The sequence below is a fragment of the Aquibacillus halophilus genome (assembly GCF_009649745.1).
Lineage (GTDB): Bacteria > Bacillota > Bacilli > Bacillales > Amphibacillaceae > Aquibacillus > Aquibacillus halophilus.
Window position 1 is genome coordinate 35,397 of sequence record NZ_WJNG01000022.1, and the last position, 14,192, is coordinate 49,588.

Annotated in this window: 14 protein-coding genes; all 14 read right to left on the reverse strand. The window is 35.2% G+C overall.

Going from position 1 to position 14,192, the window contains the following annotated elements; all coding sequences use genetic code 11:
* Positions 1–24: 24 nt before the first annotated feature.
* The 14 genes from mfd to rnmV all read right to left on the reverse strand — a co-directional run bounded on the left by mfd (position 25) and on the right by rnmV (position 14,015).
* The gene (mfd, locus tag GH741_RS20300; protein ID WP_153738585.1) at positions 25–3,549 is read right to left on the reverse strand and encodes a transcription-repair coupling factor; all 3,525 of its coding nucleotides are present in this window, start codon (positions 3,547–3,549) and stop codon (positions 25–27) included.
* Between the two features lie 146 nt (positions 3,550–3,695).
* Complete coding sequence (locus GH741_RS20305) at positions 3,696–3,926, reverse strand: anti-sigma-F factor Fin (RefSeq protein ID WP_153738586.1); 231 nt, start codon at positions 3,924–3,926, stop codon at positions 3,696–3,698.
* An 86-nt stretch (positions 3,927–4,012) separates the two neighbouring features.
* Positions 4,013–4,573 (reverse strand): aminoacyl-tRNA hydrolase, encoded by a 561-nt coding sequence (gene pth, locus GH741_RS20310; protein ID WP_153738587.1) that lies wholly within the window; start codon positions 4,571–4,573, stop codon positions 4,013–4,015.
* Positions 4,574–4,834: 261 nt separating this feature from the next.
* Positions 4,835–5,470 carry a 50S ribosomal protein L25/general stress protein Ctc gene (locus tag GH741_RS20315; RefSeq protein WP_153738588.1) on the reverse strand — a complete coding sequence of 212 codons (636 nt, stop codon included), beginning with the start codon at positions 5,468–5,470 and terminating at the stop codon, positions 4,835–4,837.
* Between the two features lie 78 nt (positions 5,471–5,548).
* Positions 5,549–6,502, reverse strand: coding sequence for a ribose-phosphate diphosphokinase (locus GH741_RS20320; protein ID WP_153738589.1), 954 nt, complete (start codon positions 6,500–6,502; stop codon positions 5,549–5,551).
* Between the two features lie 15 nt (positions 6,503–6,517).
* Positions 6,518–7,897, reverse strand: a complete 1,380-nt coding sequence (gene glmU, locus GH741_RS20325; protein ID WP_153738590.1) for a bifunctional UDP-N-acetylglucosamine diphosphorylase/glucosamine-1-phosphate N-acetyltransferase GlmU — start codon at positions 7,895–7,897, stop codon at positions 6,518–6,520.
* Between the two features lie 314 nt (positions 7,898–8,211).
* Positions 8,212–8,502: a septation regulator SpoVG gene (gene spoVG, locus GH741_RS20330; protein WP_153738591.1), complete on the reverse strand. Its 291-nt coding sequence runs from the start codon at positions 8,500–8,502 to the stop codon at positions 8,212–8,214.
* Between the two features lie 200 nt (positions 8,503–8,702).
* Entirely contained in the window at positions 8,703–9,521 is an 819-nt protein-coding gene (purR, locus tag GH741_RS20335) for a pur operon repressor (RefSeq protein ID WP_153738592.1), read from the reverse strand.
* A 55-nt stretch (positions 9,522–9,576) separates the two neighbouring features.
* Positions 9,577–10,446 (reverse strand): 4-(cytidine 5'-diphospho)-2-C-methyl-D-erythritol kinase, encoded by an 870-nt coding sequence (ispE, locus tag GH741_RS20340; RefSeq protein WP_153738612.1) that lies wholly within the window; start codon positions 10,444–10,446, stop codon positions 9,577–9,579.
* An 80-nt stretch (positions 10,447–10,526) separates the two neighbouring features.
* Entirely contained in the window at positions 10,527–10,706 is a 180-nt protein-coding gene (locus tag GH741_RS20345) for a small, acid-soluble spore protein, alpha/beta type (protein WP_153738593.1), read from the reverse strand.
* A gap of 273 nt (positions 10,707–10,979) precedes the next feature.
* Positions 10,980–11,234, reverse strand: coding sequence for a biofilm formation stimulator Veg (gene veg / locus GH741_RS20350; RefSeq protein WP_153738594.1), 255 nt, complete (start codon positions 11,232–11,234; stop codon positions 10,980–10,982).
* Between the two features lie 350 nt (positions 11,235–11,584).
* Positions 11,585–12,460, reverse strand: coding sequence for a sporulation peptidase YabG (gene yabG, locus GH741_RS20355; RefSeq protein ID WP_153738595.1), 876 nt, complete (start codon positions 12,458–12,460; stop codon positions 11,585–11,587).
* 120 nt (positions 12,461–12,580) lie between these two features.
* On the reverse strand, positions 12,581–13,462 hold the full coding sequence (gene rsmA, locus GH741_RS20360; RefSeq protein WP_153738596.1) for a 16S rRNA (adenine(1518)-N(6)/adenine(1519)-N(6))-dimethyltransferase RsmA: 882 nt from the start codon (positions 13,460–13,462) through the stop codon (positions 12,581–12,583).
* Positions 13,455–14,015 carry a ribonuclease M5 gene (rnmV, locus tag GH741_RS20365; protein ID WP_153738597.1) on the reverse strand — a complete coding sequence of 187 codons (561 nt, stop codon included), beginning with the start codon at positions 14,013–14,015 and terminating at the stop codon, positions 13,455–13,457. Before rnmV ends, rsmA begins: the two co-directional genes overlap by 8 nt.
* Positions 14,016–14,192: the final 177 nt, after the last annotated feature.

The window sequence follows — 14,192 nt, forward strand, 5'->3', positions numbered from 1 at the left end:
TTCAAAAACCCCATCACCACATTTTTATTCTCTTTTCATATCCTTTAATCCGTGAATAAACTCCTCTACAATTTCATATCTTTTAACTTTTGATTGTTTATCCCAGACGAATACGACCTTTAGTCTTCTTTCCTCTGTTCCAAGCTGGATCATTCGTCCATACTTATTAGCAAGTTCAAACAACTTGGCGCCATCTAGTTTTTGGCTTGCTTCATCTTCTATTAGTATTTCAACTTTATTATTTTTCTCACTTATTGATTCAACACGATGTTGTTTTGCAAAAACTTTAATCGATGATACATGAAACAAGTTAGTTACTTCATCAGGATAATCTCCAAAACGATCAATTAATTCATCCCTTAAATCATGAACATCTTCTTGTGTTGTAATTGCTTGAAAGCGTTTATACATTTCAATTTTTTGTTTTTCATCATCAATGTAGCTGTTGGGGATATAAGCATCAAGCTTTAGATCTAATTCTACTTCAAAAGGTTTACTCACTTCGGAATCTTTTCCTTCTTTTCGTGCTTCTATTGCTTCTGTCAGCATTTGTGAGTACATATCAAAGCCGACAGAGTCAATAAAACCATGTTGTTGAGAACCTAGTAAATTACCTGCCCCTCGAATCGATAAATCACGCATGGCAATTTTAAAGCCTGATCCAAGCTCTGTAAATTCCTTGATGGCTTGTAATCGTTTTTCTGCTACTTCTGTTAAAACTTTGTCTTTCTGATACGTAAAATAAGCATAAGCGACACGATTGGATCTGCCTACTCTCCCTCTTAGTTGATACAACTGACTTAGCCCCATACGATCTGCGTTATAAACGATTAAGGTGTTTACGTTTGGTATATCTACGCCCGTTTCAATAATGGTTGTGCTTACTAACACATCATACTCGCCTTCAAGAAACGAAAACATGACATTTTCTAACTCAGATTCATTCATCTGTCCATGAGCAAAAGCAACACGAGCATCATCGACTAGTGCTGAAATTTCCTGGGCCATTCTCTCAATGTTATCTACCCGATTATATAGGAAAAAGGTTTGACCTCCACGTGCCATCTCTCTTTCAATCGCTTCTCGTAAGAATACTGGGTTATACTCTAAAACATAAGTTTGAATCGGAAATCTATTTTCTGGAGGTGTCTCAATGACAGATAAGTCTCTCACACCCAGCATAGACATATGTAACGTGCGTGGAATTGGGGTTGCAGTTAATGTTAACACGTCTACGTTAGTCTTTAACTGTTTTATTTTTTCCTTGTGTTTTACCCCAAATCGTTGCTCCTCATCTACAATAAGCAATCCTATGTTTTTATATTCCACGTCCTTTGAAAGTAGTCGATGAGTTCCAATCACAATATCAACAAGTCCCTTTTCTAGACCGGCCAACGTTTCATTTTGTTGTTTTCTTGTTCGAAAACGGCTTAAAAGTCCAATATTTACTGCATGGTCTTGGAAACGTTCCATAATTGTTTCGTAATGCTGCTGTGCAAGTATAGTTGTAGGTACAAGGATGGCAACCTGTTTTCCATCTGCAATAGCCTTAAAAGCAGCTCTTATTGCTACCTCTGTCTTACCATAACCTACATCACCACATAGTAATCGATCCATTGGCCGGATACGTTCCATATCTTTTTTAATTTCATCAACACATCTTAATTGATCTTCTGTTTCTTGGTAAGAGAAAGAATCCTCAAACTCTCTTTGCATCAATGTATCCTCAGAAAAGGCATAGCCCTTTGTTGCTTCTCTTTCTGCATAAAGCTTTATTAAATCATCTGCAATATCTTCAACAGTTGACTGTACTTTTCGTTTTACCTTCTTCCACTCACTACCGCCTAACTTATAAAGCTTCGGCTCCTTACTCTCAGAACCTACATATTTCTGTACTAAATCAATCTGGTCAATTGGCACAAATAACTTATCATCACCTGAATATTTTATTAACATAAAATCTTTATGTAAGCTATTGACTTCCAGTGTTTCAATCCCTAAATATTTACCTATTCCATGGTTTGCATGTACAACGTAATCTCCGACCTTCAATTCTTGATAGCTTTTTATTCTTTCTGCATTTGATATCTTTTGCTTTCTTTTTGGTCGAACAGTTCTTTTCTTAAAAAGCTCACTCTCAGTTAAAATAGCTAGCTTATGCATTGGAAGTTCAAACCCACTACTTAAATTATCTATTACTATGGTTGGTTTAGAGACAGGTAGTGTTACGTCACTATCGGCTGTTTCAGCCTCCATATCATAGTCAGCAAGAATAGATTGTATTTTTTCTGCCCTTTTTTGATTAGGCGCAAAAATAAGAACAGAATAATCACTCTTATTCCATCTCGAAATTTCATTTTGTAACAAATTCATTTGACCATGGAATTGTTGCATGGCCCGACATGACATATTGACGATATTTTGTGGGTTTGTATTAGGTATGTGTCGTAAAAAAACAGATAAATATAGTCTTGGCTGCTCCATCTTGGACCAAACATCATGCCAATCATAGGAAATAGATAAATTCCTCACCATTTGATTCGACTGCAATACACTGTGATGCCACTCCGCTTCCTCTTCATCAAGTCTTATAGCAGTTTCTTGGATTCTACTCATTTCATCCAATATGATAAGCCCGTCCTTTGGAAGGTAGTCTAATAAACTAGCAGGCTTCTCATAAAAATAGAAAGCATACTTGTACATCTCTTGAAAACGATTCATTTGTTTTAAACGTTCAATATCATATTGAATTGATTCTGATAATTTTTCCTTCTCTTCTTTATTATTTAGTTTTTTTAACGACTCTGCTAGCTCTTGTTCTAGTCTTTGTGTGCCTCTTACCATGTCATTTGACGTTAATAATAGCTCTGTAGCTGGACCAACAGATACCTGTTCAACCTTCTCCAACGATCGTTGGCTCTCTGAATCAAAGTATCTAATAGAATCTACTTCAGTATCAAATAGTTCCACCCTAATCGGATTCATCTCTGTCACAGGATATATATCTATTATTCCGCCACGAATACTAAATTCACCAGGAGTTGAGACCATTTCCACTCGTTCATATCCCATTTCAATTAATGAATTTAAGTAATTATCCATATCAATTTCTTGCTCAACCTTAAAATCTAGTTGATATTTCTCCCAATAGGTAGAGGGGGGTAATATTCTTTTCAATGCGGCTACAGGGGCAATTAAAATGCCCTTACTATTTGTTGACCAATTTGTTAATGCCTCAATTCTTTGACTCTTGAGTTCCGGACTAGCAATTGCAATTTCGGTAGTTACTAATTCATTGACTGGATAAAGGTAGATATTACTTTTATCAGAAATCTCGTTAAGATCTTCATATAACTGTTGAGCTTGCATTAATTGGTGAGTTACAAGTAATATTGGTTTGTTCATTGATTCACTAATCAACGAAGTGAGTAACCCCCTTGCTGAACCAGATAGACCTGCTACGAGCTGTTCTGTTAAACCTGATGACACTCCACTAATTATTGAGTAAATATCATCCTGTGATTTTAAATAGTCTTTAATCCCTTCCATAATGCCTCCCCCTAGAAACTTACAAACCTAACAATCCAAAAAGTAAAGAACCAGATAAAAGCGCTTTATTTGGACCATCAAGTTATTCATTTACTAGTACAAAAATGCTTTGGTAATAACACCAAAGCTTTTGTACTCTCGATTTTTTATTGAATAAAATAATCTAACTCGTGGTAGTGAGGGTTGTTTTCTAACGACTCCTGACAATCCTCGCAAATTGTCTTGATATGAATATCACCATTACTCTGATATTCAATCATTTCTTTTCTATCTTCATTAGATAACTCGTTCCACCCTAATGTTGTGCTATCGATGACCTGCTGATCTAGTTGACCTACTATATTTCCGCAATGGTTACATTTATATATTACAGCCATTTAAAAAACCTCCTCGGCAAACAAAATTTCATCAATAGTTTGTCCGAAAAGCTTTATTTTATACACTTATGAACTAATTGTATGACCTACTGGTTAAATTCATTCATTACCTCTTGGAAGGAATTAGTTAACCATGATTCACAAGCATCAACAGCTTTTTTAATACTAGCAGCTGCTTCTTCTGCTTCATCTTTACTAAACTTCCCTAATACATAATCAGGAACAGGAATTGGAGTAGTCGGTCGGCCAATTCCTACACGAACTCGTTTAAATTCCTTTGTAGCTAAATGATCGATGATAGAACGAATACCATTATGACCACCATGACCACCTTTTTGTCTTAGTCGTATTTTTCCTGTTGGTAAATCTAGGTCATCATAAATGACCATAATATCATTGCTATTAATATCATAGAAATCCATTAACGGACGTAGGGATTCCCCGGATAGATTCATATAGGTTTGTGGTTTTAACAGAATTACTTGCTCATCATTAATTGTTTCTAGCGAGTACTTCCCATTGAACTTTTTCTTTTTCAATTTCCAATTATTTCGTTCCGCTAGTTCATCAATTATCATAAATCCAACGTTATGGCGAGTTTGCTCATATTTTTTCCCTGGGTTTCCTAATCCAACAATACATTTCATTTGCCTTCACGTCTTTCTTTTAATTAACTTTCCCTTATTGTACTTAGTTTATCAATAAAAATAAAGCACAAACACCTTTGGCCATTGAAAGCCTTGATGGTTATTTTGATAGCACCATATGTATTTACTATGTAATTGAAACTCTTATTTTCGTTAACTATATTGATGAAATACTATGTTTTGAACTTTAGAGCTTTTTAAAAGGGCAAACCATAAAAGTATAAAAAAGGCGTAACCAGGATGGCTACGCCTTTTAATTTATTATTTTTCTTCATCCTCAGATGCTTTTTCATTAATTACTTCTGGTTCTTCCAACTCATCTTCAGACTCTTCTTCATCCTCAGTTATAGTGTCCGGTGGTAGAACTGTAACAATTGTTGTATTTTCATCGTCAAGTATCTCGTAGTTCTTACCATCTTTTAAGTCTGCAACAGTAATACTGTCACCAACTTCTAACTTAGAAACATCTAACTTTATTTCCTCAGGAATATCTCTTGGTTTAGCTCTAACAGATAATCTGTGAAGGGGTTGTTGTAAAACTCCGCCATCTTTTGAACCTTGTGCTTCTCCATCAAGGTGGATAGCAACCTCAACATCCATTTCCTGCGTCATGTTTACGATATAAAAATCAGCATGCACTAACTCGTCCCTTAAAGGATCTGTTTGATATTCATGAAGCATTACATCGACTGATTCTCCATCCATGCTAAGTGAAATAATAGCATTTCTACCTTCGTCACGAATTGTTTTAATTAGTTCGATACTATTTACTGCAACTGCCTGTGGTTCTTTTTTATTGCCATAAACAACTGCTGGTACCAAACCAGCTTGTCTTAATTGTTTTGTATATGATTTCTTCAAATTTTGTCGTGGATCAGCTTTAAGTTTTGCTGCCAAATTAATCACCCTCCAATAAATTAAAAAACCTATTATAATATTTACCCTTTAATAAGGGTATTCAAACATTAATTACAGTTAATCAAATAATACACTTACAGATTGTAACTCATGTACACGAATAATGGCTTCACTAATTAGCGGTGCAACAGATAACTGAGTAATCTTATCAATTCGTTTTTCTTCTTTTAAAGGAATTGTATTTGTTATGACTAATTCTTTGATTTCAGATTGTTGAATACGCTCAATAGCTGGGCCAGATAAAACAGGATGTGTACAACAAGCATACACTTCTTTTGCTCCATTTTCAATTAAAGCGTTAGCACCAAGTGTAATTGTTCCTGCTGTATCTATCATATCATCAATTAGAATAGCTGTTTTACCTTCTATTTTACCTACAATATTCATGACTTCTGATACATTGGGACGTGGCCTACGTTTATCAATAATGGCAATTGGTGCTTTCAAACGATCTGCCATCTGACGTGCTCTTGTTACACCACCATGATCAGGTGAAACTATGACGATGTCCTCCAATTCTTTCTTCTTAAAATAGTCAGACAGTAAAGGGACACCAATTAATTGATCAACTGGAATATTAAAAAAGCCTTGTATTTGTGGTGCGTGTAAGTCCATTGTAATCACTCGTGACGCCCCGGCTGTTTGCAATAAATCTGCAATTAGTTTTGCAGTAATTGGTTCCCTAGCACGAGCTTTACGGTCTTGGCGAGCATAACCATAATAAGGCATAACAATATTAATTGTTTTTGCTGATGCTCGTTTTAACGCATCAATCATAATAAGCAATTCCATAAGATGTTGGTTTCCAGATTCCGATGTTGATTGAATAACATACACATCGCAACCTCTTATACTTTCCTCAATGTTTATTTGTATTTCTCCATCACTAAAGGCAGTAACAGAACATTTGCCTAATTCTACTCCTATATTTTCTGCTATAGATGAAGCTAATTCTGGATTCGAGTTAAGAGTGAATACTTTTAGAAATGAATCTTTATATCCCGTTGACATCTGGTGAACCCTCCATTAATCTTTTTGCATTTTTTTTAGTTTCTTTCCGTAGTCTTCTTTATTCGTTTGTCTAACTCGTGCAATGGAAAGAGCATCAGCTGGCACATTTTTATTAATGGTGGAACCAGCAGCAACATAGGATCCCTTACCAATAGTGACAGGTGCTATTAAATTAGAATTACATCCAATAAATGCATCATCTTCAATTTTTGTTAAGTGCTTATTTTTACCATCATAGTTTACAGTAATCGTACCACAGCCTATATTTACGCCTTTACCAACTTCGGCGTCACCTATATAGCTTAGATGGGATACTTTACTATTTTTATCTAATGTAGCTTTTTTAATCTCAACGAAATTTCCTATTTTAACTTCATCACCTATATCTGCTTGTGGTCGAATATGTGCAAACGGCCCGATTTGAACTCTTTTTCCTATCTTACTATCAATTGCCACGCTTTGACGTATAGTTGTATTTTCCCCAACTTCACAACTTCTTATTTCAGTATTTGGTCCAATAACTGCATCTGATTCAATAATTGTGTTCCCATCAATAAAACAACCAGGATAAATAATAGCATCCTGCTTTATTATGACATCGGGTCCGATATAACTATTATCAGGATCAATAAGTGTTACACCATTTCTCATGTGGTCTTCATTGATTCTTTTTTTCATCAGCTTTTCCGCTTGAGCCAAAGCAACACGATCATTTACTCCTAAGGTTTCGTCAAAACTTTTGGTTTGAAAAGCACTGATTTTTTCATTAGATTTTTTTAATATTTGAATAACATCAGGTAGATAGTATTCTCCCTGAGAGTTGTTATTAGACACTTGTTTTAACGCCTTAAATAATGATTGATTATCAAAACAATAGGTTCCTGTATTTATCTCATCAATAGTTATTTCAGATTCATTCGCATCCTTATGTTCAACGATACGCTCTACATCGTTGTATTTATTACGGATTACGCGTCCGTATCCAGTTGGATCAGAAGCCTTAGCTGTTAAGACTGTAACCTTTGCACCTTCTTTGTCATGGTGGCTTAACAATGCTTCTAACGTTTGGCTTGTTAGTAGCGGTGTATCACCACAAACAACAATTGTAGTTCCTTCTTTATCTTTTAGAAATTCTTCGGCCTGCATTACGGCATGACCTGTACCTAATTGCTCTTCTTGGATGACAAAATTAGATACATCACCGAGTTGTTCTTTTACTTTTTCTGCACCGAAACCAACAATAGTAATAACATTTTCGAGCTTTAATTTTGTAAGCTGATTAACAACATGTTGAACCATTGGCTTTCCCATAACTGGGTGAAGTACCTTATAGAGCTTAGATTTCATACGAGTGCCTTGCCCAGCAGCTAGCACTACTGCATACCTTTTCGTCATGAAGTTACCCTCCGTTTAATTTGCTTTTTAAAAAAAGTATAAAGTTAAGATTGATATATGTAATTATTAGTCTCTCGTTTTAATAACACATAGTACCCATATTAAAATTTTTCTATTTAATATTAAATTAATTATTCATTTATGAATATATCTTAAACACAAGGCTATTTCAACAAAGAGCCTCAGATTTAAATTTTGAGTTAATGGGGAATTTGCTAGTTAAAAATTGGAAAATACGGAGAAGTTGGCTGAATTTAATGGATAGACAAAAAAGAAGTCTAATCATTTACGATTAGACCCCCGCTGTATTACTTTTAAGAAGCACCGGCTTCTTCGTATTCTACTTCCACTTCACCAGCACGATGATACTCTTCTAGCACGGCATCTTGTATCTTTGCTCGAGTACCAGAATTAATCGGATGTGCAATATCCCTGAATTCCCCATCGGGAGTTCTTTTGGAAGGCATTGCTACAAATAAACCATTGTTACCGTCAATAACACGAATATCGTGGACGACAAACTCCTGATCCAACGTAATAGAAGCAATTGCTCGCATTCTTCCCTCGGTATTAACGCGGCGTAATCTAACGTCTGTTACCTCCATTATGTCTCACCACCTTTTCCCTATTAGAACTTATTACCTTACATTCAACAAAATATAGAGAATTCCTTCTTTTTTTAAAAAAATATTTTTATTTTTGAGTAAATTAGTTGAAAAATCTATTAAATAGCAAAATAGGTAGAAAGTACGCTGTTTTTTCTTTATGTTAATTCAAAGAAAAAGAAAGAGTTAATCATTAATAATTAACTCTTTCCAAGGAAATTGCCTTTATTTACTTTAATCTTATTATTTTTTACATTTACATTTGATATTTGTATTAACGAGGTATAGTTATCGACTACACGTTCTTCTTCTTCATCCTCTGCTTCAACCAAAACACCAATCGCCTTGACTTGTGCATTAAATTCTTTTAACAAATCCTTCATTCCATTTATCGTACCACCGGCCATCATGAAATCATCAATAATACAAACTTTTGCGCCCTCATGTAAGCTTCTTTTCGGCAAAATCATTGTTTGTATTTTTCTTGAAGATCCTGACACATAATTTATACTTACCGTTGAGCCCTCCGTTACTTTGGGATCTCTTCTTACAATCACAACAGGAACATTTAGAAAGGATGCTACGGCATAAGCAAGTGGGATTCCCTTAGTAGCTACTGTTACTACCACATCAATTTCTAGTTTAGAGAACTCAGAGGCAAAAATTTTCCCGATATTTCTCACTGTCGAAGGCTCTCCAAGTAGATCACTCATAAATAAATAACCACCTGGGAGTAATCGACTAGGGTCCTCCAACCTCTTACAAAGATCGTCAATAAATTTTTTGCTATTATCTAGCGAATGCTCAGGAATATATTTAACACCACCTGCAGCACCGGATATTGATTTAAGGTAACCCATTCCTTCTTGCTTAAAAACTTTATTTACAATAGTTAGATCTTCACTGATAGAAGATTTTGCTGCATCATAGGTTGTTGAAAAAAATGGTAAGGAAACCAATTTCATTGGATTTTCAATTAAATAGTTAGTTATTGCAACTAATCGATCACTTCTCTTCATGCGGACACCTCTAAAACCGAATATTTTTATATAAAACATACCACTTTATACGGTTTTAATCAAGTGGCTCCTGATAACCTAACATTCGAACAACATAAACCTCATCACAAAAACCCCTAAGACTATTATAAATTCTATGAGCTCTACTTTCTTGTCGTACAAAAGCAAAAACAGTAGGTCCACTTCCACTCATAAGTACTGCATCCGCCCCTGATTGTTCCATTTGCCTTTTGATTTGATACACCTCTTGATACAGTGATACTGTTGTAGGCTCAAGTACATTGCCTAGCTCTCTACACATAGATAAATAATCACCATTTTTTAATGCATCGATCATTGCTGTTGTGTTGGGATGATTTACTTCACTAAGGTTTAACTTCTGGTAAATGGATTGCGTCGAAACACCTAATGTTGGCTTCGCTAAAACGACCCAACAAGCAGGAGGAGCTGGTAACTCTGTAATAATCTCACCTCTTCCCTGCGCTAATGCTGTTGTATTATATACGCAAAAAGAGACATCTGAACCGATTTTAGCTCCTAAGGAAGCTAATCGTTCTATTGATAGTCCTAGTGACCAAAGTCTATTTAACCCCCTTAGTGTAGCAGCAGCATCACTACTACCACCAGCTAAACCTGCTGCAACAGGAATATGTTTTTCAATGTAAATTTTGACTCCTTTGGTAATTTGATATGTTTCCTTTAATAATTTTGCAGCCCTATAGGCTAAATTACGTTCATCATTTGGTACAAAGCGGTTCTCTGACTCAATTTTTATACAGTCTTCATTTAGAGATACTAATTCAATACGATCTGCCAAATCAATAGTAGTCATTACCATCTCTATCTCATGATAATCATCAGGTCGTTTGTATAATACATCTAGAGTTAGATTTATTTTTGCTGGTGCTTTTTCAAGTACATACATTGCCGTCACCTTCTTCATTCATATACCTATAAATGTTACCATATCTCTCAACAAAACAAAAAGGGGCAAACCCCTTTATTTTAGGATTTGCCCTTTTTTAACTGTTGTTCTGCCATTTCCACCGCACGTTTAACCATATTACCTGCGTCACGTGCACGGATGCCTCCCCAACCTTCTTGTTGGACCGTGTCGTAAAAACCCAACTCTTTAGCTATTTCTTCTTTCAATTGGTCGGACATAATACCTTTTCGTCTACCCATGAAAGCAGCCCCTTTCCAATCTGGTCTTACGACACACTTATTTTTAGCATTCACAGGATAATTAATCGATCCAAATGTTTCATTTAAAGGATAAATTTAAAAAAACCAAATAAAAAAGCACTACCATAACTACTGGTAGAGCTTCATTTATCAACATTATTTAAGGACTTCTTGAGATTTTTAATAACAAAAAACTTTTCAAAAAAACCAGACCAAATAAAACATTTGGAATAGTATAAAAGCAGTAAACGATTGTTCACTGCTCCCCAAGAATTACATTACTTTACTCATATCATCGATGAAGTTTAATTCAACAGTTTCAGTCAAAACGTCTGCATAACTGTAAGAAACACGCTCAAAAGCATTTTCTTGCTGATCTAATTCTACAATAAAAACTGAAGGATACGTTTCTGCAAGAGTACCAAAACGCTCAATGGTCTTTCTTCTTCCGCCGTTAGCTTTAAGCTTCAAGCGTTTTCCAATTTGTACATCAAGACCTTGTTTGATTTCTACCAATGTTTTAGCCAATACACTCCACCTCACTCTATATTCACTATACCATAAGCTTGTTTAATCAGTCAAGTAAAATATTATATTATAACAGTATAGTAAATTTAATGTCAACAATTATTAATGTTTTAATATAATTTATTTTCTCACAAAATCTCAAAATTATGTGTTTTATTTTCCGAAATAAATTCATTGCGTTAAAAACAGTTTACTTAGGAGATATTTACACTTTGCGGACACTCTTTTTGTAAGTGGAATTTGGGAGAAACTCGCATACCTTTAACGGTTTTGGACCTTTTGCCTTTAAATTCATTACAAGAAAAACAAAAGCACTTATCAAATCCCATCGACAAGTACTCTAAATTAGCTTAATCAAATGACTCTTTTTCTTGATCGATATAAGGCATTCCGGTTCTTAGTAACCCACGAGTTTCTACACCTCCCAAACCCTTCTCACCCGTCATCGTATTCCTCAATGCATCATAGACCCTTACTTTTTCCATAAATGGTGTGTAGGCAATCTTAGCTGCAATATAGACCGGATCAAGTGCATGAATATTTATTCTTGTTGGAGAACTTGCAAAATTTGAACCAGCCCTAATTAATGATTCAAAATGAGACTGACATGCTCCCGCGAAAATAACTAGTTGGTCTAAGTTAGGAACAACCTTCCTTGCCTCTCTTACTGTTTCAGCAAAATATTTAGAATGACGGTATGCTCTAATATCATTTTTTGAACCTTTACTTCTAGAAAAAGCATCATGACCTGTAATAACAATCATATCAGGCTGTATTTTTTCCACCAGTGAACCAATCTCTAGTGGCATATCTTTCTCATTGAGATGAACACCATGGACCTGTAAGCCTATTCGTTGATATAAATCGATACATTTTTTTAGGTAAAGTCGATCACCATCCAAGTGAAGCACCCGTGCAGGGATTTGAAAGTAATTTGCCGGTTGATTATAACCTGATGTTGTTTCATATTCCCGCTTCTCCTTCATCAATTGATAGTCCTGACGAAAAAGACGAAAAGAGTAATCTTCCTTCTCTTTAATTTTCTTTTTCCTTTTTTCAAGCTCTCTATCCTCTACCTTAACTAAATCATCTACCTTTGCATCAGCCTCTAACCGAATATCTTCACCATGAAGAAGTACTATATTATTATCAATATTAATAACTCGAAATAGTATATCGTTATTATACGATTTACGCGTTACTAGTTCACCAGTTGTAAAATCCATTATTCCACCTCTCACTAGGCCATTCAAATTTGAATATATAAAATAGCCTATGACAGAAGGAAATAAGTTGTTCCCTATTTAGCGCACATTAAGAAAGAAAAATTATAGATATTTATTAATTTATTTCTCCTTGATAGTAAATGCACGCGCTAATCTTGCGAATTCTTCCATGTTTAAGGATTCGCCTCTACGAGTACCATCAATTTCTGCTTTGTTCAAATGTATTTCAATTTGTTCTTTGTTCAATGTTGATGAAAAGTGCCGTGCCAAGTTATTTCTCAATGTCTTTCTTCTTTGGCCAAAACATGCTTGAACAAGATTAAAGAAAAACTCTTCATCTTCCACTTCGACTGGTGGAGAATCTCTCACTTCTAAATGTAGTACGGAAGAGTCCACATTAGGTTGTGGCATAAACACCGTCTTCGGAACGTTCATCACTACACTTGCATGCGTGTAGTATTGGACTGCAATCGATAAGGATCCATAGCTTTTTGTATTAGGTTGTGCCGCCATACGTTCTGCCACTTCTTTCTGAATCATCACCGTAAAACTCGATACCGGAAGTCGATCCATCAATAATTTCATTAATATCGGTGTTGTTATGTAGTATGGTAGATTTGCCACGACTTTAATTTTCTGGTCAGTTTCAAAATTTGAATCAATTATTTTGCTAATATTGGCTTTTAGTATATCTTCGTTTACTATTTCCACATTGGAGTAATCCTCCAAGGTTTCTTTTAATATAGGGACGAGTCGTTGGTCAATTTCAATAGCAACAACCCGGTTCGAATGTATTGCTAACTGTTCCGTCAAAGCTCCCATCCCTGGACCTATTTCTATAGTACCTGTTTGTTTATTAATACCAGCATGGTGAATTATTCTTTCAAGTATATTTACATCAATAAGAAAATTCTGCCCTAAACTTTTCTTAAAAGAAAAACCAAACTTGTTTAGAATTTCTTTTGTTTTATTTGGGGTTGCGATTGCTTTTTGTCTACTCATTATTTTCCTCCTGAATAATTCTGTTCATTGTCTCTATAAACATCACTTTCGATATTTGAAACATATTCAACCGTTTCAGTAACTGCTTTCCATTCGTGTAGCCAATCCTTAACTCCAATCCAACTTTCTCTCTTCTAGATCTTGCTTTGTTACCACCTAGTAGTCCATATTGAAGCAAGTCTTCTCTAGTAAGTTCACTGCTATACTCTTGCGTAAGCTCATAAATACTCGATAAAGCCTTTTGGATCGTGTCTTTTGTAGCATGCTCAATCCCAATTCCTTTATCATGTTTTGCCTTCGCTTCCGATTTAGACAAAAAGGCGTGCTTACAGCCGGGTACTGCATTTGAGACTATATGCCTTATCCGTTGCCCTGGATAATCTGGATCTGTAAAGATGATAATTCCTCGTTTTTCTTTAGCATGTTTTATTTGTTCTATAATAGCATCATTGACAGCAGAACCATTGGTTTCAATTGTATCAGCATCAACTGCTTGTTTTATCTTTGCAGTATCATCTTTTCCTTCTACAACTATTACTTCTTTTATTTTCAAGCTTAATAATCCCCCTAATCCACATAACCATTGTTTATATTTTATTTTTAGTTCTTTTCATAAGTTATATTGCTTTTTATTCTTCGTAGTTGATGAAAAATCCGTCGTAGCGTAGCTATTAGTTGATTTGCGCTCCGGGCAGTCGCTTTCCGCGGGCAACGCTTCAACTTCCTCGGA